At 41.0% G+C, this 23,379-nt stretch carries 27 protein-coding genes and 3 pseudogenes; 12 read left to right on the top strand and 18 right to left on the bottom strand.

Going from position 1 to position 23,379, the window contains the following annotated elements:
* Positions 1-112 precede the first annotated feature (112 nt).
* From MKP07_RS13835 to MKP07_RS13855, 5 genes are all read right to left on the bottom strand, one after another.
* Positions 113-892, bottom strand: coding sequence for a TonB-dependent receptor plug domain-containing protein (locus tag MKP07_RS13835; RefSeq protein WP_240847724.1), 780 nt, complete (start codon positions 890-892; stop codon positions 113-115).
* Between the two features lie 37 nt (positions 893-929).
* Positions 930-1,679 (bottom strand): DeoR/GlpR family DNA-binding transcription regulator, encoded by a 750-nt coding sequence (locus MKP07_RS13840; protein ID WP_240847725.1) that lies wholly within the window; start codon positions 1,677-1,679, stop codon positions 930-932.
* Between the two features lie 185 nt (positions 1,680-1,864).
* A complete protein-coding gene (gene carA, locus MKP07_RS13845; RefSeq protein ID WP_240847726.1) occupies positions 1,865-2,971 on the bottom strand; it encodes a glutamine-hydrolyzing carbamoyl-phosphate synthase small subunit in 1,107 nt (368 codons plus the stop codon).
* A gap of 150 nt (positions 2,972-3,121) precedes the next feature.
* A complete protein-coding gene (locus MKP07_RS13850) occupies positions 3,122-3,595 on the bottom strand; it encodes a queuosine precursor transporter (RefSeq protein WP_317236010.1) in 474 nt (157 codons plus the stop codon).
* On the bottom strand, positions 3,481-3,921 hold the full coding sequence (locus MKP07_RS13855) for a VUT family protein (RefSeq protein WP_240847727.1): 441 nt from the start codon (positions 3,919-3,921) through the stop codon (positions 3,481-3,483). The genes MKP07_RS13850 and MKP07_RS13855 overlap by 115 nt, the downstream gene beginning before the upstream one ends.
* 535 nt (positions 3,922-4,456) lie before the next feature.
* On the opposite strand from MKP07_RS13855, the gene MKP07_RS13860 reads away from it, so the two are divergent.
* From MKP07_RS13860 to MKP07_RS13875, 4 genes are all read left to right on the top strand, one after another.
* Entirely contained in the window at positions 4,457-4,885 is a 429-nt protein-coding gene (locus MKP07_RS13860; RefSeq protein WP_240847728.1) for a hypothetical protein, read from the top strand.
* Positions 4,886-5,087: 202 nt separating this feature from the next.
* Positions 5,088-5,735: a hypothetical protein gene (locus MKP07_RS13865; RefSeq protein ID WP_240847729.1), complete on the top strand. Its 648-nt coding sequence runs from the start codon at positions 5,088-5,090 to the stop codon at positions 5,733-5,735.
* A 160-nt stretch (positions 5,736-5,895) separates the two neighbouring features.
* The gene (locus MKP07_RS13870; protein WP_240847730.1) at positions 5,896-6,795 is read left to right on the top strand and encodes a hypothetical protein; all 900 of its coding nucleotides are present in this window, start codon (positions 5,896-5,898) and stop codon (positions 6,793-6,795) included.
* A 236-nt stretch (positions 6,796-7,031) separates the two neighbouring features.
* The gene (locus MKP07_RS13875) at positions 7,032-8,162 is read left to right on the top strand and encodes a glycosyltransferase family 4 protein (RefSeq protein ID WP_240847731.1); all 1,131 of its coding nucleotides are present in this window, start codon (positions 7,032-7,034) and stop codon (positions 8,160-8,162) included.
* A 220-nt stretch (positions 8,163-8,382) separates the two neighbouring features.
* Here the strand turns inward: MKP07_RS13875 and MKP07_RS13880 are convergent, their stop codons facing one another.
* From MKP07_RS13880 to MKP07_RS13895, 4 genes are all read right to left on the bottom strand, one after another.
* On the bottom strand, positions 8,383-8,625 hold the full coding sequence (locus MKP07_RS13880) for a glycosyltransferase family 2 protein (protein ID WP_240847732.1): 243 nt from the start codon (positions 8,623-8,625) through the stop codon (positions 8,383-8,385).
* A gap of 47 nt (positions 8,626-8,672) precedes the next feature.
* On the bottom strand, positions 8,673-9,161 hold the full coding sequence (locus tag MKP07_RS13885) for a glycosyltransferase family 2 protein (protein ID WP_240847733.1): 489 nt from the start codon (positions 9,159-9,161) through the stop codon (positions 8,673-8,675).
* Positions 9,085-10,095, bottom strand: a complete 1,011-nt coding sequence (locus MKP07_RS13890; protein ID WP_240847734.1) for a glycosyltransferase family 2 protein — start codon at positions 10,093-10,095, stop codon at positions 9,085-9,087. The genes MKP07_RS13885 and MKP07_RS13890 overlap by 77 nt, the downstream gene beginning before the upstream one ends.
* Before the next feature lie 102 nt (positions 10,096-10,197).
* Positions 10,198-10,854: a methyltransferase domain-containing protein gene (locus MKP07_RS13895; protein ID WP_240847735.1), complete on the bottom strand. Its 657-nt coding sequence runs from the start codon at positions 10,852-10,854 to the stop codon at positions 10,198-10,200.
* 49 nt (positions 10,855-10,903) lie between these two features.
* Here MKP07_RS13895 and MKP07_RS13900 point away from each other — a divergent pair, with 49 nt between their 5' ends.
* The 3 genes from MKP07_RS13900 to MKP07_RS13910 are packed head-to-tail and all read left to right on the top strand — an operon-like array spanning position 10,904 to position 12,589.
* A complete protein-coding gene (locus MKP07_RS13900) occupies positions 10,904-11,191 on the top strand; it encodes a glycosyltransferase family protein (RefSeq protein WP_240847736.1) in 288 nt (95 codons plus the stop codon).
* Between the two features lie 16 nt (positions 11,192-11,207).
* Positions 11,208-11,750 carry a glycosyltransferase family protein gene (locus MKP07_RS13905; RefSeq protein ID WP_240847737.1) on the top strand — a complete coding sequence of 181 codons (543 nt, stop codon included), beginning with the start codon at positions 11,208-11,210 and terminating at the stop codon, positions 11,748-11,750.
* Between the two features lie 11 nt (positions 11,751-11,761).
* Positions 11,762-12,589, top strand: coding sequence for an FkbM family methyltransferase (locus MKP07_RS13910; RefSeq protein WP_240847738.1), 828 nt, complete (start codon positions 11,762-11,764; stop codon positions 12,587-12,589).
* Here the strand turns inward: MKP07_RS13910 and MKP07_RS13915 are convergent.
* A pseudogene (locus MKP07_RS13915) lies at positions 12,579-13,303 on the bottom strand (menaquinone biosynthetic enzyme MqnA/MqnD family protein). The gene MKP07_RS13910 and the pseudogene MKP07_RS13915 overlap by 11 nt on opposite strands.
* 160 nt (positions 13,304-13,463) lie before the next feature.
* On the opposite strand from MKP07_RS13915, the pseudogene purB reads away from it, so the two are divergent.
* Positions 13,464-14,800, top strand: a pseudogene (purB, locus tag MKP07_RS13925) (adenylosuccinate lyase).
* Here purB and MKP07_RS13930 read toward each other — a convergent pair.
* The 8 genes and pseudogenes from MKP07_RS13930 to MKP07_RS13970 all read right to left on the bottom strand — a co-directional run bounded on the left by MKP07_RS13930 (position 14,797) and on the right by MKP07_RS13970 (position 20,514).
* On the bottom strand, positions 14,797-15,030 hold the full coding sequence (locus MKP07_RS13930) for a hypothetical protein (RefSeq protein WP_240847740.1): 234 nt from the start codon (positions 15,028-15,030) through the stop codon (positions 14,797-14,799). The pseudogene purB and the gene MKP07_RS13930 overlap by 4 nt on opposite strands.
* Before the next feature lie 419 nt (positions 15,031-15,449).
* Entirely contained in the window at positions 15,450-17,042 is a 1,593-nt protein-coding gene (locus tag MKP07_RS13935; protein WP_240847741.1) for a peptide chain release factor 3, read from the bottom strand.
* An 80-nt stretch (positions 17,043-17,122) separates the two neighbouring features.
* Entirely contained in the window at positions 17,123-17,311 is a 189-nt protein-coding gene (ligD, locus tag MKP07_RS13940; RefSeq protein WP_240847742.1) for a non-homologous end-joining DNA ligase LigD, read from the bottom strand.
* Positions 17,301-18,329: a non-homologous end-joining DNA ligase LigD gene (gene ligD, locus MKP07_RS13945; protein WP_240847743.1), complete on the bottom strand. Its 1,029-nt coding sequence runs from the start codon at positions 18,327-18,329 to the stop codon at positions 17,301-17,303. The genes ligD (MKP07_RS13940) and ligD (MKP07_RS13945) overlap by 11 nt, the downstream gene beginning before the upstream one ends.
* A 63-nt stretch (positions 18,330-18,392) precedes the next feature.
* Entirely contained in the window at positions 18,393-19,013 is a 621-nt protein-coding gene (locus MKP07_RS13950) for an ATP-dependent DNA ligase (RefSeq protein ID WP_240847744.1), read from the bottom strand.
* A gap of 61 nt (positions 19,014-19,074) precedes the next feature.
* Positions 19,075-19,743, bottom strand: coding sequence for a DNA polymerase ligase N-terminal domain-containing protein (locus MKP07_RS13955; protein WP_240847745.1), 669 nt, complete (start codon positions 19,741-19,743; stop codon positions 19,075-19,077).
* Positions 19,674-20,392: pseudogene (ku, locus tag MKP07_RS42515) on the bottom strand (non-homologous end joining protein Ku). The gene MKP07_RS13955 and the pseudogene ku overlap by 70 nt, the downstream one beginning before the upstream one ends.
* Positions 20,374-20,514, bottom strand: a complete 141-nt coding sequence (locus MKP07_RS13970; protein WP_240847747.1) for a hypothetical protein — start codon at positions 20,512-20,514, stop codon at positions 20,374-20,376. Before MKP07_RS13970 ends, ku begins: the two are co-directional and overlap by 19 nt.
* A 347-nt stretch (positions 20,515-20,861) precedes the next feature.
* On the opposite strand from MKP07_RS13970, the gene MKP07_RS13975 reads away from it, so the two are divergent.
* The 4 genes from MKP07_RS13975 to MKP07_RS13985 all read left to right on the top strand — a co-directional run bounded on the left by MKP07_RS13975 (position 20,862) and on the right by MKP07_RS13985 (position 23,353).
* On the top strand, positions 20,862-21,050 hold the full coding sequence (locus MKP07_RS13975; RefSeq protein WP_240847748.1) for a hypothetical protein: 189 nt from the start codon (positions 20,862-20,864) through the stop codon (positions 21,048-21,050).
* On the top strand, positions 21,041-21,274 hold the full coding sequence (locus tag MKP07_RS38505) for a family 43 glycosylhydrolase (protein ID WP_317236012.1): 234 nt from the start codon (positions 21,041-21,043) through the stop codon (positions 21,272-21,274). Before MKP07_RS13975 ends, MKP07_RS38505 begins: the two co-directional genes overlap by 10 nt.
* Positions 21,199-21,651: a family 43 glycosylhydrolase gene (locus tag MKP07_RS13980; protein ID WP_262919294.1), complete on the top strand. Its 453-nt coding sequence runs from the start codon at positions 21,199-21,201 to the stop codon at positions 21,649-21,651. Before MKP07_RS38505 ends, MKP07_RS13980 begins: the two co-directional genes overlap by 76 nt.
* A 61-nt stretch (positions 21,652-21,712) precedes the next feature.
* Positions 21,713-23,353 (top strand): ribulokinase, encoded by a 1,641-nt coding sequence (locus MKP07_RS13985; protein WP_240847749.1) that lies wholly within the window; start codon positions 21,713-21,715, stop codon positions 23,351-23,353.
* The last annotated feature ends 26 nt before the right edge of the window (positions 23,354-23,379 follow it).

Genomic DNA, 23,379 nt, shown 5'->3' on the forward strand with positions numbered 1-23,379 from the left:
AATGCGCTAAAAACTTCCTGAGATAGTCCATTAGATCCACTCCTATATTTGTCAAAAGTTTCCTGAAAGCGTATCAGCTTGGAGAACCTGAAGCTATTGTCATAGTTTATTCCTACTCCTTTCTGAGTACTCGACTTTTTGTAGTGATAATGATCGCACCAGAGCTAGCCTGACTACCATACAAGGCAGTGGCTTCGGGGCCTTTTAACACCGTCACACTGGCAATGTCATTCGGATTAATATCTGAAATCCTATTTACAAAGTCCTCCCTGCGATTCTCGGTAGTGCCCGTTAAACCTCCTGTATTAGTAGTACTATTGTCCATTATGACGCCGTCTACTACAAACAATGGAGAGTTGTCCAGTGATAATGAGTTAAAACCCCGTAAAACAATTTGGCTGCTGGCACCTGCCATTCCAGAAGTTGGGTTGATCGTTAAGCCGGCTATACGTCCCTGCATGCTATTCAGGAAATTTTCCCTTTGTGCTTCTTTCATTTCATCACCATCAAGACTTTGTGTTGAGAATCCAAGCTCTCTGGGGTTTCTTTTTTGATCCATAGCAGTAACAACCACTTCCTCAAGGTTGTCCTTTGATTGGATTAGCGTTATAGACAGCTGCGTCTCGTTTTTAAGTGTTACGGTTTGTGTCTCATAGCCGATGAAAGAGATTTGAAGTATATCTCCGGTAGCCGCTGTGATATTAAACTTTCCATTTACATCAGTTGATGCCGCAATGGCCGAACCTTTGATGATTATGGTTGCTCCAGCTAGACTTTGGCCCATTGCATTGGACACTACACCTGTCACCGCTCTTTTTTGAGCCCATGTATACAGGGGTAGGGAACAGGCAAAAACCAATGATAAAAGCAAAGGCAAAAGAGTTTTCCTCATGATTTTTTAATTTAAAAAATATAATTGTTCTGATTGTCTACATTACAGTTACGCCAGCCTCCTTAAAAGGCGTTAAAGTATCATTTGAAGGATCCAGCTCAGTGATCAGGTAATCGATTTTTTCTATTTTGCACACACTGATAGGTTGGTAAGTTTGCAGTTTTTCCGAGATCGTCATGCAAATTACTTTGGATGCCGAACTTACCATTGCCTTCTTTATTTGAACCACTTCCCAGTCATTGTCGGTAAGGCCATGCTGAGTATCAATTGCATTGGTGCCCAAAAAACATAAATCAGCATTTACATGACTGATCTTCTGTATGGCTTCAGCACCAACCGTCAGTTTCGAGTCTCTCGATAATTTATCGCCAATTACTACTACATCCAATTTAGGATGCGCCATACAGGCATTGATAACAGGAATGCTACCCGTCATGATCGTCACCTTCAATTGCGGAGGCAATGCTCGTATTAACTCTAAAATAGTGGTACCGCCGCTGGTTAATATAAACATCCCATTATGTATCAGCTGTAGGGCCTTGCTAACGATCTGCTTTTTATGGATCTGCGAGTAAACATTCAAAGGTGTAAACTGCACTTCATTAAATGCCATCGACAACGCACCTCCATGAACTTTTATCAACTGCCCTGCTTCCGACAACTCCTGCAAATCCCTCCTTATAGTATCCTCAGAAACCGCGATCTCACTACATAGGTCCACACTCAACACTTTGTTATGCAAATTGAGTTGATGTAGTATATACGCCTGTCTCTCTTTCTTTAGCAATCGATTAAAGTTTTGTTAAGGATAACTTAAAGATAGTGTAGTTTCCCGCAAAAACCCGCAAAAGGCAGAAAAAATTTGCAAGTATTTTTTCGAAATTTTTTTGTTCACTGGCAATACCATCTAATACACAAAAAAGCCGAACTTTTAAGTAAAGTCCGGCTTAAAATATGGTTTAGGTAATATTTTTAATTCTTAGACTCTTTAATAAGAGCAATAAAGTCATCAAATAAATATCTTGAATCGTGTGGACCCGGTGTGGCTTCAGGGTGATATTGAACCGAAAAAGCAGGTTTACCCTTAATACGTATGCCCTCTATAGACTGGTCGTTGAGATTTACGTGCGTTACTTCTACTTTATCAGAAGTTTTGATAGATTCAGGATTAACGCCGAAGCCATGATTTTGCGTAGTGATCTCAGATCTGCCAGTTATGAGGTTCTTTACGGGGTGGTTCAACCCTCTATGACCATGGTGCATTTTAAAGGTCTCAATCCCGTTGGCCAGCGCTAAAAGCTGATGGCCCAAACAGATGCCAAAAACAGGCTTCTCTTCATTCAGGATCTCTTTTACCGTATCAATGGCATAATCCATGGCTGCCGGGTCGCCGGGGCCATTAGAAATGAAATACCCGTCAGGATTAAAGCTTTTCACTTCTTCCAGAGAAGCTTTGGCCGGGAAAACTTTTACATGTGCTCCACGCTCCACCATGCAATTCAGAATGTTGCGCTTCGTGCCATAGTCCATTACCGCAATCTTTACCTCAGAATTTGCATCACCCAGCTCGTACGCTTCTTTGGTAGATACTTTTGAAGCCAACTCCTGTCCACTCATATCAGGCGTTTCGGCAAGCTTTGATTTAAGCTGCTCCATATCAAATATTTCGGAAGAAATGATGCAATTCATTGCGCCCTTGGTGCGAACGTGAGATACCAAGGCCCTCGTATCTACACCATGTATGGAAACGATATTATTCTTTTTCAAATAAGCGTCCAGCGATCCCTCAGCTCTTTTGCGGGAATAATTTTCATTGAGATTTTTAGCAATAACACCCAATACTTTCACGCTATCACTCTCCACATCCTCCGGAATTACGCCATAGTTGCCCACATGAACCGCATTCATTATTACGATCTGGCCATAATAACTAGGGTCGGTAAAAACTTCCTGGTAGCCAGTCATACCCGTATTAAAACAAATTTCACCGGTAGTAGTGCCAATAGCACCGAAAGCGAATCCTTCGGCAATAGTTCCATCTTCTAACAATAAAATAGCGCGGGCTTGTGTTTCAGACATGTATTTTTTCTTTTTTGTGGGCTCAACTTCTATTCAGAAGCATTGCACCATTGTACTGAGGAATAAGTTTTCAACAAAAAATCGCGCAAAAATAGGGCTAAAAAATCAGATATTTAAAAGAAGCATTACATTATTTGTTTGAAGGTGTTATTAATTTCCTTTGCTCATTGCCTGGCGCTTCATTTCTGTGGCCAATGGTGCACCAAGATACCTCTCAATCAGTGCATGTACGCCATAAATAACGGGTGTCATGATAATTGCCACGATAAATTTATAAATATAATTGCCCATACATATAGCCATTACCAGGTTCAGGCTCCAGGGAGTGCCTTGATTGCCCGATATGCGGGGGCCTATGTAGAAAGCTATAAAAAGCACTACAAAACTGTCGATCAGTTGTGACACCAGGGTAGAACCGGTTGCCCGTAACCAAATAGCTTTTTCGCCGGTCATTCGCTTAATGCTATGAAATACAAGTACATCCAGGATTTGTCCTATTAAAAATGCGGCTAGCGAGCCAATAATGATCCACGAGCCCTGTCCCAGGATAACCCGGTAGGCTTCGTTGGCGTTATCAATTTGCTGGTTTTTATAGTTGCCAACCCAAAATCTGCTGGTGTTAATCCGATAGCCCCCTGGAACATAATAAAAGTGTACGCAATTAGGGCCGCCGCCAGAAAAGATAAAAATCGCACCCCTTTTACACCGTAGTATTCATTGATAATATCTGTCATAATAAACACCACAGGCCATAAAAGAACCCCGGCAGTCAAATTAAAAGAAAAGCTATTACCCAGGATACTTAGGTTGAAGGGCTCAATGCCGATCGTTTTCTCCAGTGAAAACAACTTTACGCCAATTACTTCTGCAATAATGGCGTTGGCAATAAAAAAACCTCCCAATAAAATGAAAAGTTTGGTGGGTTTATCGTTGATTATAGTACGGATCATTGAAATAAAAGATGAAAATTAAGAGAATAAGGAGCATAATTATATTAGAGATGATCAGCCAGCGGGGTACAAGCTGTGCAGGTTTTTTGCCGGTAACAGTTAGTATAAGGTAGAAAACACCTGTCAAGGGGAGCATTACCATGGCTAATCCGTACCCGGCCATTATGATAGTAGACGCCAGACCTTCATTCTCATTCCAGGAAGTGAAAAGCAAAGAAAAGGCCAGTAACATGAAGAGCCCGCATAAAAAGGAAACTCGCGACAAAAATATTAACCAACGCATAAGCGAATTTATCCGGCAAATTTATCATTATTTTTAGCCCGGATGAACGCTGCGAAAATTTTTCAGTCTTTTATAAAATAAATATAATCCTTAAAAATTTCGACAACGTTTCATATAAAATAGTATTATTTTGCTCCATCCCGCAGGGTTCTATGTATGTAATGGCCAAGCAATGTATTGCAAATCAAGTGTGCGACGCAAAACCGTTCATATATATTCAGCTGCCGGGCTCATAAAAATAAAACTTTTATAATGACTCCTTGGCTGAAGAAGGCATTGCCGCATGTACTGGCTATCCTGGTTTTTTTAGTAGTAACGGTACTATTTTGCAAACCTGTGTTGGATGGGAAAACACTTAATCAGCATGACACGGGTATTGACGGCTGGCGGGGTTCTGCGCAAAATGCTTTTGATGTGAAAGAAAAAACGGGTACTATGCCGCTCTGGAGTACTAGTGTGTTTAGCGGTATGCCCAATTACCAGATTGCCATGGAGGGGAAAAGTGCATTACCTGTAGACATTAATAAAGTGTTTGGCCTGGGCTTGCCTAAACCCATGAACTTTTTCTTTATTGCCTGTGTGTGCTTTTATATTTTATGCGTTGTATTAGGGCTCAACCCGGTAATAGGCATCCTGGGGGATTGGCATTTGCCTACTCCACTTATAACCCACTTATTATAAGCGCAGGACATGAAACTAAAATGCTCACCATCGCTTATATGCCTTTTTTGTTGGCTGGTCTGTTACTTATTTTTAATAAACGTTACTGGATCGGGCTAGCAGTGGCCACCCTTGGCGCTACATTGGTGTTGATGGCTAATCACCCGCAGATTGCTTATTATTTTTTATAATTGCCGGTGCGGTTACGATTGGTTATGTTATTGTGTGGATTAAAAATAAAGAGTTTAAACACCTCGCGATATCGTTTGTGTTGAGTGTTGTGGCTGCATTAGTAGGCTTAGGATGTTATTCTTTAGCTTTTTTAACAACTAATGAGTATACTAAATACACCATGCGTGGCGGTAAAAGTGTGGAGATCAGTGGCAGTGAAGTGAAAGCGGCCAATACCACCGGGCTGGATGCAGACTATGCGATGAGCTATAGTATGAGCCAGGTAGAGCCGCTGATCATGCTGATGCCCAAAGCGGTGGGCGGAAGTAGCGGGACGATGTTAAAGGAAGATTCTAAAGTAATTGAAAAGCTCGCAGCAGCGGGTGTACCTGAGATGCAGGCAGCCCAATTTGTAGGCCAGTTTCCTGCGTATTGGGGTGGAATGACCAAACCCGGAGATTATTCGGGAGGCCCTGCTTATATCGGAGCTATTATTTTTGTATTGGCTGTTATTGGATTTGTTATAGTAAAGAATACTTTGAAATGGCCGTTGCTGGTTGTTTCTGTATTAGCTGTTTTGATGAGCTGGGGAGTTACTTTTTTGGCTTCAATGAATTCCTGTTTAATTCTTTACCACTGTATAATAAGTTCAGAGCTCCATCTATGGCCCTGGTTATTTGCCAGCTTACCCTGCCTCTAATGGCCACAATCACCTTGTATACCTTGTTCTTTGAAAAGAATGCAGGAGATTTTTAAAGACAAATTTTAAAAAGATCCTATATACTTTAGCTGGTATTACTGCAGTACTGGCATTGTTATATATCGGGCAAAGTTATTCCTCTGCGATTGACGATCAGATTATGCAGATGCAGATGGACCCTAATGGCGGCGATACTTTCAACCGTGCTATTATTGCCGGTATGAAAGCCGACAGGCAGAGTTTATTCGGTGGCCAGGTAATGCGTGCTGTACTATTTATGGCGCTTGTTTTAGCCGGTATTTATGCCGTTATGAAAAATATGATTAAACCCGCAATAGTTGTAGCTGTTTTAGCGGCAATTAGCATTATAGATCTGTGGATGGTGGATAAGCAATATTTTAGTGATGATCTTTACATTGCTAAAGATGAGATAACTAACCAGATCGAAGTACCTACAGCAATTGACCAGGAGATTTTTAAAGATAAGGACCCGCATTTCAGGGTGTATGATGTTGCAGGTATGAATAAGAACCGTGTGTCTTATTTTCATCGCTCGGCATTAGGATATTCGGCGGTAAAGCTGAGGGTGTATCAGGATCTCATAGAAAGGTATTTCACCGGAGCACCTAATGAGCAGATACTTAATGCGCTGGATGTACGATATATTATCAACAGGAGTGAAGATGGACAGGAACATCTTATTCCTAACCCCAATGCTTATGGAGCTGCCTGGTTTGTAAAAGCTGTTAAACCTGTTGCAACCGAGGTGGAGGAATTGCAGGCAATAGGTAGTACGAATTTGAGAGACACTGCGATTGTTCCTCAAAGTGCATTGAAGTCAGGAACTAATCTAAATGCAGACTCTGCTTCATCTGTAACGCTGGCGAAATACTCCAACGATGAAATTGAGTACAATACCAACAGCACTTCAGGAGGTTTTGTTGTGTTGAGCGAGGTATATTATCCTGCTGGATGGAATGCCTATATTGATGGAGAAAACGGATATTGTAAAGACGAATTATTTCATGCGTGGCCTGGTCGTTCCGCAAGGCAAACATAGCATTAAACTTGCTTTTGAACCGGAAACAGTAAAAAGAGGTATGACTATCTCTTATTTGAGCTCCTGGTTACTGATCATTTTGGTATTAGGCGGTTTCTTGATGCAATGGCGGGTGGATAAAAAGAGGACAGCTAATAGTCGACAGCTGGCAGCGAAGGATTCATAGTTTATAAGCGCTATCAACGTCATTGCATATATTCAATAACCAGTATCTAACATCTGGTATCTCGTTCATCATGCTCAAAATAGCTTCTCTTGTTCCCTATAAAATTATTCCTGCTGTAACCGGTGGGGAGAAGGGAATATTTTATTTCCTGAAGTATGTGGCACGTTACGCTGATATAACCAGTTTTTCAGTGACGGAAAATGCGGGAGCGGTAGAACGCATAAACTTTATTGATGTTTTGGGCAGTACTCATAAGAAAAGCCGTTATGCCGATTTTTCAGTTTTTCGTAAAATAAAAAACACATGCCGTTCACTTGGCATTAAGCATATCATTGTAGAGCACCCTTACCTCGCATGGCTGGGCGTGGCTTTAAAGAAATGGGGAGGCCTCAAGCTAATTATCCATTCCCACAATATTGAAGCGGCTCGGTTTAAGAGTGTAAAAAAATGGTGGTGGCCTATTCTTTATCAGTACGAAAGATTTGCGCACCGCCAGGCTGATTTTAATTTTTTCATAACTGAAGAGGATAAAGACTATGCAATAAGAACGTACCGGCTTGATACCAGTAAATGTGCGGTTGTCACTTATGGAATAGAACATGCAGAAGCACCCTCTTTCGAAGAAAAACAACAAAGCAAGAAGCAGGTTTGTGAAGAGTTAGATTTGCCCATACATACAAAGCTCATCCTATTCAACGGAACGCTGGATTATGCGCCTAACCGGGATGGGCTGGACCGGATATTAAAGGAGATTAATCCGCTGCTTCAGCAACAGGCTGGGTTTTCTTATAAAATTATTATTTGCGGATTAAGATTGCCGGCGGAGTATAATCGTCTTAAAAACTACGAAGGGCAGCACATTATTTATAAAGGCTTTGTTGAAGATATTAGTATTTACTTCAAAGCAGCAGATCTTTTCATCAACCCAATTACAGATGGCGGGGGTATTAAAACGAAACTGGTTGAAGCGCTGGCAGCAAATACGCCTTGCGTTTCTTTTAAGGCAGGCGCTTATGGTGTGCCGGTAAATGTCACGGGCGATCATTTGTTGGTTGTGCCGGATGGGGATAATAGAGGATTCGCCAGCTCGATAGAAGAGCAGCTTTCTAATCTTCATAAAGATATACCAGAAGCTTTCTATGATCACTTTAGCTGGGATGCTATTGCGAGAAAGACAATGGCTATAATTGAAGGGTTATAGCACCTTGTAAAACGTCCTTCTGTTCAGCAATATGTCGAAAAAAACTTTAAAGAAGAAAGCACATTCTGGGAATAGCCTTGCCAGGATTTCCACTCTTGTCGCATCCCTTTCCTAACAAAAAATGACTTTAATAGCACAATGATAAAAAATAAGGGAATAGTAACTAAGTTGGCAACCAAATGAAATAGATACCACCCAAAGCCAAATTCCTTTCTGAATCTCACAAAATTTGACAACAAAATTTGATATCCTTTTTATCAGAAAGACTTTGATAACCCTTGGTTTTCGAATCATAAGCGTTATTGGAGCTACCTCCTTCCAAGTGTAAAACATTGAAGTCTCCATAAATACAAAGCTTTCCTGCTTTTTTTAAACGACTGCACCATTCGCTTTCCTCAGCATAAAGGAAAAAATCTTCATCAAAAGAACCCACCTGAGCTATGGCCGATTTTTTTACCATCAAAAAAGCGCCGTTAATCCAATCTACCTCTATAGTAGTTGTGGCATTAGCTATATTTGTTTTTTAACACCACTTGAAATTGCTATTCTTCGGATCATCCTGCCAATGTAGGGCAATGCCATGAGATAGTTAAGTCCTCCTCTTAATACATAGTTGCCTGAAATTTGAGGTGTTCTATCAACATTAAGTAGCTGTACTCCGCAGGCAACAAAAGAGTCATTCTCTAAACGGGTGAAGCAATTATGGATAGCGTTATTTTCGTTTAAGGTATCTGAATTTAGCAGCAAAACGATTTCTCCTTTGGATACTTTAATTCCTGCATTATTGGCTCTTGCAAAACCGCTGTTATATCCCATATCGACCCAGCGAACGAAAGGATGAGAGGTCATTATCAGTTCCTTGCTATTGTCAGCCGAATCGTTATCCACTACAATGATTTCCGTCTCATTAAATGAAGCAGTACTAACAATCGTATTGATACAATCGTTTAATAATTGCGGAGTTTTGTAATTGACTATGATGATAGAGTAACGAATCAATTATGTAATTTTTTTTATTAAAAAGGAAGTGAAGTGTCATGAATATTTTGGACATGAATCCATTTCTAAGCAAAGAACGAGGAATTTTTGCCTGCCAATATATCATCGATTTTATAACGGGGTGTACGTTCCCGATATAGCCCATTGCTATGAATTGTTTTGGATGTATAATGGAGAAATTTCTTAAAAATCGCCAATTGTAATCATATACTAAAATGTTTTCAAGCTTTTCAATACCCATTTTTTGTAAAAAATGAAAGTGCTCAGGTATTTCTACTGCTGCAATATTTTTCGTATAGGAAGTTACCTGTGTATTACTGAGCGAAACTTTAACGAGTGGTTGGGCAATATATATCAGCTTTTCTGTTTCCATACGTCTTCTATACATATCAATATCTACGAGCCATTTCAGTTGAGCGTCGTATTCGTGTTTTTCGTCATTTTTATACATAGTAACGCTGGGAGGACCTATAAAGTTTTTAGCAACTAGTATTGCAGGTTCTTTATCGGCCTGTAATAATCTAAATTTTTCGGGATAGATAGCTTCTTCCCTTTGTTGGCTTTCATAAAAATTAATGTAAGCGGAAAAAATCAATCCCTTTTCATTTTTTTGTGCACAATCGGCAAATTGTGTTAGGGATTCTGCATTTGTAAACCAGTCGTCGTCATGCATCAATTTGATCCAGGAGCCCTGGGCTAGCGAAATAGCTTTATTCCAGTTTGCCGGTGTTCCGAGGGAAACCTCGTTTTTATGATAAGTAAGTGTTATCCTGTTCACATACTTTTCGCAAAGCACTTGTACCGAATTGTCAGGGCTATCATCAGTAACAATCACTTCAAAGTCTTTGAATTCCTGGTTGACAATTGATTGCAGCAACCGGTCCAGGTACTCAACTCTTTGGTAAGCAGGTATACAAATGGATATTAAAGGCATACTAAGCAGGCTTTTCAGCTATTGTAAACAAATGTAGCCGATGGATTTCTCTTTGAAAATTTACTTTGAAACCGCAAAATTCCAACAGTTCATGCATTGTTTCTAATGAAAAAATATGATGATGGACACAGCGGTTATGAAAATTGTCTGCCGTTCTTTTTTCAGCTCCTCTTTACCCTCAATGCCAGGGTCTTTTTCAATACTATGCAGATTGATTACTTCTTCGAAATGTGTTGAGTCTGTTTCGCCAACCTGGTTATGGTAATCATCCACCAGGTGTTGAAAAGTAGTATATGGGCGATTGATATCGAATGTAGCTTCTTTATTAGGTACTATTACCACCAGTTTTCCGCCGGGCTTTAGCACTTCATACCAACGTTTTAACGCTTTGGCAGGATTTGCTATATGCTCCAGGCTATGGCATGAAAGCAAAAAGTCGTATTGATTATTTGCTATATCGTTGAGCTCTGAGGCTTCTGAAATATATTGTTTTCCTTTTGGATAACCCTCCAGGTACCGGTAGGTTTCTCCGGCTTCTATTTCGCCTTCCCACACCGTACTGGCATTAAAATTAACGCCGTCAATACGCCCTGCGTATAGATAAATGGGGTAGTAGCTTTTTTGCCTGAAGAAGGCACTAGGTCCGCCAATTTCAATACCAGTCTTCTCTTTTAATGCTCGGGCAAAGCCAATTGTAGGACGCTTTTCCGGATGTTTAAAAGCACTGATAGCCGTTATGATTGCATGTGATATTTTCATTGTATATTTTATATCCTTAACTTGGCAAAATAATTTCTTTTAACTCATAATGGAAAAAGTTTTTGGTGTAGTTATACTTTATAATCCTGCTGACGACATTAAACAGCATATCCAAACCTATCTTGATAAAGTTGACCGGCTTTTTGTTTTCGATAACAGCGAACTGATCGCTGACCGGAAACCGGAAGAATTGGGACATAAGGTTGTGGTAGTAGCCGACGGCGTTAACCGGGGAATTGCGGAGCGATTGAATACAGCAGCAAGGATGGCAATTGCAGAAGGCGGAAAATGGTTGCTTACTATGGACCAGGATTCTTTTTTTCAGACAATGTTTTAGATCGATATTGCAGTGTGTGGATGATTTTAATAATAAGGATGATGTAGGGATGTTTGGCGTTGAATACGAAAAAAATAACCGTCAGTTGGGTTGCGAGTCAGAAATTACAACGCAATTGATTACCTCGGGTAGTGTGGTTAACCTGCTTTTGTTTGCTGAAATAGGTGGGTTTGACGAGCAATTGTTCATTGATGAAGTAGATTCAGAATACTGTTTCAGGTTGAATCAGAAAGGATACCGTACTATTAAGTTGAAGAATATATTCCTGAACCATTCGCTTGGGGTGGTTTCGGCGCATCGCTCGTTAAAGAATTTTAAAGAAACACCCCGCACTTTACATTCTCCTTTACGTGTTTACTATATGATACGTAATTATTTGTACATAAGCCGGGCCTATAAGCAGGGACAGCCGGCTTCATTTGCTTATAGAAGAATTGCTCTGGTGAATCGGATAAAAAATAATTTGTTATATGGTAAAGATAGAATGCTCCTGGTAAAATACCTTTGGTTGGCATATTGGCATTTTAAAACGGGCAAGATGGGGAAATTTAAAAAATAGCATACAATCAAATGGCGTCAGTAGTTACAAATATTATTAATGGAATTGGCAAAAATGTCGGTAGGGTAGCAGGTAATCCATATAAAGAATTAAGTATTGGCTGGTTTGATCTGCGGATGCTCAAGAACAGTCCTAAGCAGGATCATTATAAACAACGGTTCTTAAATGGTTTTATTACTTTTAACAGTGTTCCTGAATTTCTTTACGGTATCAACGAAATATTTGTAGATCATATTTATCGTTTCCAGGCAAAAAATGATAGACCGGTAATACTAGATTGTGGCGGGCATATAGGCCTGAGCGCTATCTATTTTAAGCGGCAGCACCCTAATGCCCTGGTCACGGTATTTGAGCCTGATGCAGGCAATTTTGAATTTCTGAAAACTAACCTGGCATCGCAGGGATATGGCGATGTCGTTTTGCGTAATGAGGCAATCTGGATAGAAAATAAAATGCTTACATTTAACTCTGAGGCTTCCATGTCCAGTAAAATCGCTACCGACAATGAAACTGATGGGCTTATGGTAAAAGCCGTTCGCTTAAAAGATCAATTAATCACCGAAATTGATCTTTTAAAGCTGGACATAGAAGGTGCTGAATATGAGGTATTGAAAGATATAAAAGACAAATTACACCTGCTCCGGAATATATTTATTGAGTACCACGGGCTTTTTGCCCAGCAGGGCGAATTAATGCAGATACTACAATGGGTAAGCGAAGCCGGTTTCACCTTTTACATAAAAGAGGCTCATAATGTATATCCGCAACCGTTTAGCAGGCAACAGAACGACAAAAGTAGCTACGACGTGCAGCTAAATATTTTTTGCTTTAGGAATTAGCAGTTTCAAGGTATTCTAAAAATTTTCGCATACCCTTACGTTTTTCCTCATCAAGCTCATAGCTCAGGTTTATGGAGAAGTACTTCTTTAAGTCATAAACTCCATTGTAGTGTTCGTCGGCTATTTCATCTATATGCTGAAGACCGTAGGCATTGGCTTCGTCAAACTTTTTAATGAAATCATCGGGTAATTGTTTGGTGCTCACCCAGGCCGCAAAAACAAAAGGCAGGCCTGTTGCCGTTTTCCATTCTCCCGCCAAATCATAAGTGTACTTGAAATTAGCCCGCTGTGCCAAAGCCCTGTCGCCTATAATCACTGCTGCGGTATCGCCTTTAATATAACTGATATAGGATTCGTCAGTTGCATTTACAAATTCAGGAGTTATTTTCCAATGATTTTTTACCAGCCATTTTAATAAATTTACCGATGACCGGCTTTGATAGTCCAGGTATATTTTTTTATCTGAGCAATCGGTTGTTCGCTGAAAAGTGCTACGGAGGCAACGTCACCCACAGCGCCAATGCAGTAATTACCGTTAATGAAAAAATGCGGAAGTTGCGGAATAACAGCTACCGGCACCAGTCCCAGGTCAATTTCGCCGGTTTTGAGCTTTTCTGCCAATGAGGCAGGGTAGGCTTCAATCAATTCAATTTCATCTTTTATGGGGAGTCTTTGCAAACCATAAATCAGGGGACGGGTATTTAAATAGCTCACAATTCCAACTCTAATCTTCTGTTCCAATCTTTATTCCTTTATTTTTGCGCGAAATTAGCAGGTTTTAGGTTTAATGTTTCTGGTTCAGCGTTAAACTTTAAGCCTCGAACCTGTCCGACCGGCATTGAGCCGGACGGCTTTTAACTATTAAATACGGAGCATGTCTTTAACCGCTATTTCGCCTATTGATGGCCGCTACAGTAAACAGGTACAAAGCCTGCAGGAATATTTCAGTGAATATGCATTGATCAAATATCGTGTTATTATTGAAATTGAGTACCTTCTTTTGCTTGCGGATAAAAAGTTCCTGAAACTATCAGCAGGGGCAAAAAAGCATTTACGCGAATTGAAAGAGAACTTCAGCGTTGCTAATGCAGAAGCTATCAAAGAAATAGAAAAGACTACAAACCACGACGTTAAGGCGGTGGAATATTTTTAAAAGCGGAACTGGATAAGACGGATGCACAGGAGGCGAAAGAGTGGATCCATTTTGGTTTAACGTCGCAGGACGTAAATAATACAGCAATACCTCTTTTGTGGAAACATAGCCTTGAGTTTGAGTTACTGCCGTCTTATTTAAATTTACAAACCCATTTACACCAGCTGGCTCAAGATTTTAAAGATATTCCTATGCTGGCTAAAACCCATGGTCAACCTGCCTCTCCAACCAGGCTGGGAAAAGAAGTCATGGTTTTTGTAGAACGTTTAGAGAACCAGATCCGCTTGTTTTCCTATATACCCGTTGCTGCAAAGTTTGGCGGAGCCACCGGAAATTTTAATGCACATCATGTGGCATACCCCAAAACAGATTGGATAAAGTTCGGTAACCATTTTGTTGAGGAGGTGTTAGGGCTGCAAAGAATGCAGTTTACAACTCAAATAGAACATTACGATAACCTGGCTGCTCACTTCGATTGTATCAAACGTATCAATACTATTTTATTAGATCTGTGCCGTGATATCTGGACTTATATCAGCATGGAGTACTTTAAGCAGCAAACAAAGGCCGGCGAAGTCGGTTCTTCAGCTATGCCACATAAGGTGAACCCGATCGATTTTGAAAATGCCGAAGGAAATATCGGTGTTGCTAATGCCATGCTGGAGCATCTTTCAGCAAAATTGCCGGTAAGCCGTTTGCAGCGCGATCTTACTGATAGTACTGTTTTGCGCAATATAGGAGTGCCTGTAGCACATACCATTATCGCCATCAAAAGCATTGAGAAAGGACTGAGCAAGCTTGTTTTAAACGAACAGGCATTAAAAGCAGACCTTGATAATAACTGGGCTGTAGTCGCCGAAGCTATTCAAACCATCCTCCGTAGGGAAAAATATCCCAATCCTTATGAGGCGTTAAAAGAGCTGACTAGGGGAAAAGACGGTATCACTAAACAGTCCTTGCATAAATTTATCACTTCACTAAAAGTGTCTGCTGAGGTAAAAGCGGAGCTGAAGCAAATTACACCTCACAATTATACGGGTGTGGTAGCTAAGTATTAGTTTTTCCTGGAGCGTACTACTTTTCCATGAAAGGAAGCATAAAGTTGTGGGTTAAAATAATATTCTTCGAAATGTAGCATACCATTTTTAAGGGTAATATAATCCCATAATACGGTCATCAGTATACTGCCATTTAGCCTATTTGAGTAGGTGATTTTTAAAGTAGTTCTATCCGTAGATTGGATTAGTTCCCACTTAGGAATATCATGGGTGTAACCAACATTATCCACTTCATATCCTGTAAAATCTTTTTGAATAGATAATATTCATTGTCAAAGCTTTGGGTATAACCCTGTGTTCCTCTTGAATATCCTACAACATTATTTCCCAATAAGCCGTATACCGATTCCATTTTCCATTGGGCAGATGTCAAAATGTTGATGTCAACTAAAGTATCTTTTGGGGTCTGCTCAACGATGGTTTTCTCCTTCGTGCAGGACATTGTTATTGAGGACAGCAATATAAGGACGGAAAAAAGTGCAATAACACAAGCTAGTTTTGTAGTTTTCATAGATTTTTATTTTTACAGGGCAAATATAAATAAAAGCAGCGACGTATATTAACCAGGATGCAGAAAGTTCCGGCAATGCATAAAAATGCCGCAGTAATTTTACACTGCGGCATAAATATTCATTCGGGCTGCTAAGAGTTAGTCAGCCTTATGTATTTCACTGGTGAAATGAAACTTTATATCCGGGTTATTACTAATCTCCGTATTTAAAAACCATTCGCTCTGGGCCAGGTAAACGTCATGGCCATCTTTGTCTAATGCTGAGTTGGCTTGTTTAAAACGAACAAAGTCGTGTAGTTTTTTAGCATCATCGGAGGTAAGCCAGGTGGCTTTATAAAATGGTAAAGCTCGGAACTCAACACTTGCCCCATATTCATGCAGCAAGCGGTACTGAATTACCTCAAACTGAAGCTCACCTACACAACCAATAATTTTTTTAGTGCCGCCAAACTGGGTAAATAACTGCGCAACGCCTTCATCGGTTAATTGCAATAGTCCTTTTTCCAGCTGCTTGGTTTTCATTGGGTCTTTATTCACCACCTCTTTAAATATCTCCGGAGAGAAAGATGGAATACCGGTGAAATAAAAATCTTCGCCCTCTGTTAATGTGTCGCCAATCTTAAAGTTGCCAGTGTCAAACAGGCCTACTACATCGCCTGCATAAGCGTCTTCAATTACACTTTTGTCGCGCGCCATGAAAGAATAAGGATTACTGAAACGAACATCTTTATCCAGGCGTACATGGTGAAAATATTTATTGCGCTCAAAACGGCCGCTGCAGACCCTGAAAAATGCAATCCGGTCCCGGTGCTTGGGGTCCAGGTTGGCGTGTATTTTAAATATAAATCCACTTAGCTTAGGCTCTTCCACTTCTACTTTCCGGGCAGAAGTTTCACGGCTTTGCGGCGTCGGAGCAATGCGGATAAAAGTGTCCAGCATTTCTTTAACACCGAAATTATTAATAGCACTTCCAAAAAATACAGGAGATACTTTTGCCGCTAGGTAGTCTTCTGCATTTAATTCACCATTCACGCCATCCACCAATTCTACATCCTCTCTCAGGATAGCTGCATCGGCGGATCCAAGCATTTCTTCCACCACGTCATCGCTTAAGTCTGTTATCGCTATCGATTCATCACCCTCAGCCTTGGTGTTTGCAGCAAACAGGCGCAGGTTTTTATCATATAAATTATATACACCCTTAAATTCCTTACCACTGTTAATGGGCCAGGTCATTGGGTGCAACTGAATGTTGAGCTCTTTCTCAATTTCTTCTAAAAGATCGAAACGGTTTTTACCATCCCGGTCCATTTTATTAATGAAAACGATCACCGGGGTATCACGCATACGGCAAACTTCCATTAAACGACGGGTTTGATCTTCCACACCATTTACACTATCTACCACCAGGATAACGCTATCTACAGCAGTCAGTGTGCGGTACGTGTCTTCTGCAAAATCCTTGTGGCCTGGAGTGTCTAAAAGGTTGATCAGTATGCCATTGTACTCAAAGCTCATTACGGATGTAGCAACCGAGATACCTCTTTGCCTTTCAATTTCCATAAAATCTGAAGTGGCCGACTTTTTTATTTTGTTGCTTTTTACCGCGCCGGCAACCTGTATGGCCCCTCCAAAAAGCAGGAATTTCTCCGTCAGCGTTGTTTTACCGGCATCGGGGTGACTGATGATGGCAAATGTGCGCCTACGCATGATCTCATCGTGAAACTTCATAATCTAAAATCTTAAAAGGCCGCAAAGATATTTGTATTTGGTGAATAGTTCATCGTCGATAGTCCATAGACCGTGGAAGCTTATCCTTCCATCTTTTTGAGGCACTTCATAATATCTACGCCCCGACCCAGTACCGGCTTGAAAATATCTCCAATTTTGGCGATACGCTTTGGAATAGTATGTATGTCAAATTGTGAGGGATGTAAGCCCTTTTTTACTTCTTTCCAATCTAATGGTGTAGAAACCGTAGCACCTTTTTTAGGTCGCACACTGTAGGCGCTGGCAATGGTTTGTCCCCGGCGGTTTTGCAGGTAGTCTACATATATTTTTTATTACCTCTTTTTTCAGGTTGCGCTCCAGGGTTGTAAAATCAGGCAGCAATTCTGTTACCTTCATCGCTGTGAGGTGCGCAAAGTTTTTTACATGCTCATAGTCATATTTATTACCCATGGGGACAAATACGTGTAGACCTGAGGAGCCGGACGTTTTGCAATAAGATCTTACGCCGCATTCGTCCAGTATTTGTTTGGTGGCCATGGCTACATCAATTACCTGTTCAAAGGTATTTTTATCGCCAGGATCAATATCAATGATGAGATAAGTAGGATGCTCCTGCTTTTTAACCGTGCTGTTCCAGGGATTCATTTCTATGCAGCCAAGGTTGGCCAGGTACAATAATGTTGCCTTGTCATTGCAAACTATGTAATCAATGTTTTTATTATTGCTTTCCGAATACACTTCTACCGAATTAACCCAGTCCGGCGCACTATCCCCCGCATCTTTATGATAAAAACTGGGTCCTTTAATACCGTTGGGGAAGCGATTGAGGCTTTCTGGTCGGTCTTTCAGGTAGGGCAAAATAAACTTAGACATCTGGTCATAGTAAGCGATCAAATCGCCCTTCGTATAACCTTCATCCGGCCAGTACAGTTTACTTTGATTGGTAAGCTTTACCTCCTGCTTGCCTATTTTAATTGTTGTATCCTTTTCCTTTGCTGTATTCTCCTTTTTGGACGCTTTGGCAACTGTTGATTTTAAATGCTTTTCGGTTGTATTTTTTGCTTTGGCCATAACTTTTTCATTTTTGGGAATGATGACTTCTTGGGGAGCTTTGTCAACCCTTAAGCCGATAAAAACAGGATGCCTGAAAATATGCTCTTCGGTAAGCTCTGAGTATTTGATAGTAGCTACCAGTTTAGGCTGTACCCAGGTGGCAGGCATATTGGTTTTGGGCGTAGTTGCAAAAGGCGAGGTTTTCCTTATCAGCGGCTTTAGTTTTTGATACATTTCATCGAGCGTAGCAGCATTAAAGCCTGTTCCCGTGTGCCCGGCATAAACCAGTTGATTTTTTTATAGCGGCCCAAAATCAACGCACCAAATTTTTGCGTGAGCCTCTCGGTTCGGTAAAGCGGCGATAATGACTTCCTCGGTGTTATGATGTTTGATTTTCAACCATTCGGCCGTGCGTCGTCCCTCGTTATAAGTGGAGTCGGCCCGTTTCGCTATCATTCCCTCCAGGTTGTTGTCTTTGGCCGCCTCAAAAAAATCAATGCCATTTTTTTCTACATGATCGCAATATTTTATAAAATCATTTTCTATAAGGGCTTCTTTCAATAACTCTTTTCTTTGAATATTGGGAAGAGCGGTGGTTTCATGACCATTTAAATACAACAGGTCGAAAACATGGTATACCAGGGGAACTTCGGGATGCTCGCCAAAATGTTGAAGGGTTTGAAAATCGGGCAGATTGTCTTTGTTATACGCTACAATTTCACCATCCAATATCATCTCGTGTTGCTGCTCTTGCAGCGCTTCGGTGATGGGAGCAAATTTTTTGATGAAGGATATACCATTACGGGAATACAATTTTAATTCTTCGCCAATTTCAGCAATAGCCCGGTATCCGTCCCACTTAATTTCGAAGAGCCATTCATCATCATTAAAAGGCTGATCTCCCAGGCTGGCCAGCATGGGATGTACGAATTTTTTAAGTTTTTGTTCGCCGGAAAGATAGGCGGCGTAATGCTTCAGGTTAGTTTTCGTTGAACTGTTTTCGGGCTTTGGCTTCGGGGACCGGGCTTTTTTTTACAGCCTGCTTTTTCTGGACCCCTGTCCGGGCCGCTTTAGCCTTCACCGCCTTTGTTACTTTAGATGTTTTATTGGTAAACTTCTCTGCATCGTATTTTGTAGTTACGGCATATTCGTCTTTATGTTTGATCAAGAGCCAGGCATTACCTGCATCCTCTGTCTTCATTTTTACCAGGGCAAATTCACCCTTTAATTTTTTGCCATGCAATATAAATTTCAGGGAGCCTTGTTGTAGTTCTTTAAGCAATATAGTCTCATCTCTTTTACGGCTTTCTTTCTGAAGTGCTTCATAAGTTCCTTCGTCCCAGATCTCCACTTCGCCTGCGCCATAATTGCCTTCAGGTATGGTGCCCTCAAACGTTCTGTAATCATAAGGGTGATCTTCTACCATCATCGCTAATCGCTTATCGGCTGGGTTCAGTGAAGGACCTTTGGGTACCGCCCAGCTTTTCAATACGCCTTCCATTTCCAGCCGGAAATCGTAATGAAGCCTCGAAGCTGCGTGCCGCTGTATTACAAATTTGAGTTGTTTGCCACTTTTTGTCAATCGGCCCTTAGGCTCTTCCGTAGAGCTAAAATTTCTTTTCTTCTTATAGCTACTGAGTGTTGCCATAGTTTAAGATGCCTTCTTTTTGCCGACAGGCTGGCTTTTAATTGTTCCATCAGGTCTTTGGTTTTAACATGCGCCACTCTTAATTTAGGAGTGGCTACTTTTTTGCCTTTGGCCTTGGCTTCAATCACTTTCATTAACTTTTCTGAATAAGTATTTTTATAGGCCGAGATATCAAATTTTTCGGAAAGCTGCTCTATCAAGGTTACGGCCATTTTTAATTCGGCTGGCTTTACAACTCGTTTGGGAATAGTAAGATCACTGGTTTTTCGAATTTCCTGGTCGTACCGTATTCTTTGAAAGATTATAATATTGTTATAAGGCCTTAAAATGCCCAACACTTCTTTGTTACGCATTACAAAAGTGCCGACGCCGGCCATTTTTGTTTTTTGAGGGCATCTGCCAATAATGCGTATGGCGCCTCCCCGTTTTTTTGAGGTTCCAGGAAATAAGGGGTTTCAAAATAAATGCTATCTATTTCGTCTTCTTTTACAAAATGATCGATTGAAAGTATCTTGGTTTTTTCGGGCATCGCTTTCTCAAAGTCTTTCTCATCCAACACAATGTATTTACCGTCATAGTCATAGCCCTTTACAATATTCTCCCAGGCTACTTCTTTGCCGCTTTTCTCATTTACCCGTTTATACCTGATATGACTATGATCTTTTTATCGAGCATATCAAGATCCAAACTGCTTTCTTCGGTTGCCGAATAAAGTTTAACCGGTATGTTTACCAGCCCGAAACCTATTGCGCCTGTCCATATCGCTTTCATAAGTGCATCATTTTAGACTGTTGCTAAAACAAAATTGATACCAAGGAATTCTGCTGTTCTGCGCTGTCTCTTTAAAGTATCTTAACAAGTTGCTGCCTGTTATCTGTCTATCTTAGGGATATTTCTTAAAATCTGATTTATTTTTATCCCATAATTTTTAAATTCAATATGAAACGAAGCCTGCTTTTTTGTATCTCCCTGTTTTTGATGGTCCATATCAATGCTCAGAAACCCAGTTCCGGCAATCCTGTTTTTCCCGGCTGGTATGCTGATCCCGAAGTGGCACTTTTTCAAAAAAATATTGGATATTTCCCACTTATTCAGCACCTTATAATAAGCAGGTTTTCATGGATGTGTTCTCGTCCAAAGACCTGGTAAACTGGCAAAAACATGAGCGGATAGTGGATACTGCTGCAATAAAATGGGCCTGGAGGGCCATGTGGGCGCCTTCCATTGTAGAAAAGGATAAAAATACTACCTGTTTTTTGCCGCCAATGATATCCAGAGCGATAATGAAAAAGGCGGTATTGGCGTAGCCGTGGCTAATAAACCAGAAGGCCCTTATAAAGATTACCTGGGCAAACCGTTGATAGATAAGTTTCACAATGGCGCACAGCCCATCGATCAGTTTGTTTTTAAAGATAAGGATGGGCAGTATTATATGTATTATGGCGGGTGGAGACATTGCAACGTAGCCAAGTTAAAAAAGACTTTACCGGTTTTGAGCCTTTTGCTGATGGTACGATCTTCAAAGAAGTAACCCCTGAAAAATACGTGGAGGGGCCATTTATGTTTATCCGTAACGGGAAATACTATTTTATGTGGTCAGAAGGCGGCTGGACAGGCCCCGATTATAGTGTAGCTTACGCGATAGCAGATTCACCCATGGGGCCGTTTAAAAGAGTAGACAAAATTCTGCAGCAAAACCCGGCTATTGCCACAGGGGCGGGGCATCATTCTATTTTGCAAATACCGGGGAAGGATGAGTACTATATTATTTACCATCGTCGCCCGCTTACGGAGAAAGACGGGAACTCCCGTGTGGTATGTATTGATAAGATGGAATTTGACGCTCAGGGCTTTATAAAAACCGTACAAATAACCAATGAAGGGGTGGCTCCAAGACGTATAAAATAATTGTACCTATTACAATTATTATTCGTTTTTTCTTTATTTTAGCAGAAATTATTTAGCTGCCATGTCTCAAGATGTATATGTGATAGGTGTCGATTACGGGTCAGATTCCGTAAGATCGGTGATCCTGAATGCCAGGAATGGAGCAGAAATTGCTTCCTCTGTTTTTGAATACCCGCGCTGGAAAAAAGGTTTGTACTGTAATGCTGGAGCTAATCAATTCCGGCAGCACCCGCTCGATTATGTAGAGGGGCTAGAGTTTACGGTCAAGAATTGCCTGGAAAAAGCAGGTCCTGATGTAGCACAAAAAATAAAAGGTCTTTCTGTTGACACAACGGGTTCTACTCCTGTGGCAGTGGACGAAACGGGTACTCCATTGGCTTTGAATCCGCAATTTGCAGAAAATCCCAATGCGATGTTTGTTTTATGGAAGGATCATACTTCTATAAAAGAGGCGGATGAAATAAATACACATGCCACTAAATTCGAAACCAATTACTTACAATATGTGGGTGGCATTTACTCCAGTGAATGGTTTTGGGCTAAGTTGCTGCATGTATTTCGCGCAGATGAGGCGATACGCAACGCTACTGCCAGCTGGGTAGAGCATTGTGATTGGTTGCCGTTTCTGCTGACAGGAGGAACTAACGTAAAAGATATTAAAAGAGGCGTTTGCTCTGCTGGTCATAAAGGCCTCTGGGCAAAAGAGTTCAATGGCTTTCCTCCGAATGATTTTTTTGCAACCCTTGATCCATTGCTGGACGGCTTTACCGCTAAGCTTCCTGCTGATACCTTTGCGGCTGATGAGGCCGCAGGTAACTTATCCGCAGAATGGGCAGAACGCCTGGGTCTGGGTACAGATGTGGTTGTAGGAATTGGGGCATTTGATGCGCACATGGGCGCTGTAGGCGGACAAATAGAGCCTTATTATTTAAGCAAAGTGATGGGCACTTCTACCTGCGATATGCTGGTGGTGCCTACCGAAGAATTTGGTGATAAATTGGTTCGGGGTATTTGTGGACAGGTGCCGGGTTCGGTTATCCCTGCCATGATTGGATTAGAAGCAGGGCAAAGTGCTTTTGGAGATATTTATGCCTGGTTTAAAAACCTGCTGGCATGGCCTTTACAATTTGTGGAAGATGCTGAACTCAGAAAATCTATCGAATCTAAAATAATAAAAGAATTATCTGAAGCAGCGGCAAAATTACCACTGCATGAAGATGATGAATTAGCGGTGGACTGGCTGAATGGCCGTCGCACGCCCGATGCCAGCCAACTGCTGAAAGGCGCTATTAAGGGATTAAACCTGGGTAGCGATGCCCCGGCTATTTTTAAAGCACTGGTGGAAGCCAGCTGTTTTGGCGCCCGCGCCATTGTAGATCGATTTATTGATGAAGGTGTTCCTGTAAGGGGGCTGATTGGGGTAGGTGGAGTTGCTAAAAAATCGCCTTATATCATGCAAGTAATGGCAGACGTAATGAATATGCCCATCAAAATACACAAATCAGAGCAAACCTGTGCTACGGGTGCTGCTATGTTTGCGGCAACTGTTGCGGGTGTTTATGAAAATGTAGGACAAGCCATGGAGGCCATGGGACAGGGATTTGATGTGGAATATCACCCTATTCCTGAAAATGTAGTATACTATGCTAAACGCATGGAGCAGTACAACGCTTTTGGAAAATTTATTGAAGAAACAAAATAGTCAATGGTCCATAGTCAATGGACCAT

Origin of the sequence: Paraniabella hibiscisoli, from assembly GCF_022512515.1 — a bacterium.
In the GTDB taxonomy this organism is placed as follows: domain Bacteria; phylum Bacteroidota; class Bacteroidia; order Chitinophagales; family Chitinophagaceae; genus Niabella; species Niabella hibiscisoli.

Coding starts and splice junctions, on each gene's coding strand:
- MKP07_RS13975 (WP_240847748.1), top strand. CDS start 20,862: ATGGATGTGTTCTCGTCCAAAGACCTGGTAAACTGGCAAAAACATGAG.
- MKP07_RS13900 (WP_240847736.1), top strand. CDS start 10,904: ATGGAAAAAGTTTTTGGTGTAGTTATACTTTATAATCCTGCTGACGAC.
- MKP07_RS13950 (WP_240847744.1), bottom strand. CDS start 19,013: ATGCTGGCCAGCCTGGGAGATCAGCCTTTTAATGATGATGAATGGCTC.
- MKP07_RS13955 (WP_240847745.1), bottom strand. CDS start 19,743: ATGGCAACACTCAGTAGCTATAAGAAGAAAAGAAATTTTAGCTCTACG.
- MKP07_RS13835 (WP_240847724.1), bottom strand. CDS start 892: ATGAGGAAAACTCTTTTGCCTTTGCTTTTATCATTGGTTTTTGCCTGT.
- MKP07_RS13875 (WP_240847731.1), top strand. CDS start 7,032: ATGCTCAAAATAGCTTCTCTTGTTCCCTATAAAATTATTCCTGCTGTA.
- MKP07_RS13970 (WP_240847747.1), bottom strand. CDS start 20,514: ATGAAAGCGATATGGACAGGCGCAATAGGTTTCGGGCTGGTAAACATA.
- MKP07_RS13860 (WP_240847728.1), top strand. CDS start 4,457: ATGACTCCTTGGCTGAAGAAGGCATTGCCGCATGTACTGGCTATCCTG.
- MKP07_RS13935 (WP_240847741.1), bottom strand. CDS start 17,042: ATGAAGTTTCACGATGAGATCATGCGTAGGCGCACATTTGCCATCATC.
- MKP07_RS13985 (WP_240847749.1), top strand. CDS start 21,713: ATGTCTCAAGATGTATATGTGATAGGTGTCGATTACGGGTCAGATTCC.
- MKP07_RS13855 (WP_240847727.1), bottom strand. CDS start 3,921: ATGATCCGTACTATAATCAACGATAAACCCACCAAACTTTTCATTTTA.
- MKP07_RS13895 (WP_240847735.1), bottom strand. CDS start 10,854: ATGAAAATATCACATGCAATCATAACGGCTATCAGTGCTTTTAAACAT.
- MKP07_RS13870 (WP_240847730.1), top strand. CDS start 5,896: ATGCAGATGCAGATGGACCCTAATGGCGGCGATACTTTCAACCGTGCT.
- MKP07_RS13890 (WP_240847734.1), bottom strand. CDS start 10,095: ATGCCTTTAATATCCATTTGTATACCTGCTTACCAAAGAGTTGAGTAC.
- MKP07_RS13910 (WP_240847738.1), top strand. CDS start 11,762: ATGGCGTCAGTAGTTACAAATATTATTAATGGAATTGGCAAAAATGTC.
- carA (WP_240847726.1), bottom strand. CDS start 2,971: ATGTCTGAAACACAAGCCCGCGCTATTTTATTGTTAGAAGATGGAACT.
- ligD (WP_240847743.1), bottom strand. CDS start 18,329: ATGTATCAAAAACTAAAGCCGCTGATAAGGAAAACCTCGCCTTTTGCA.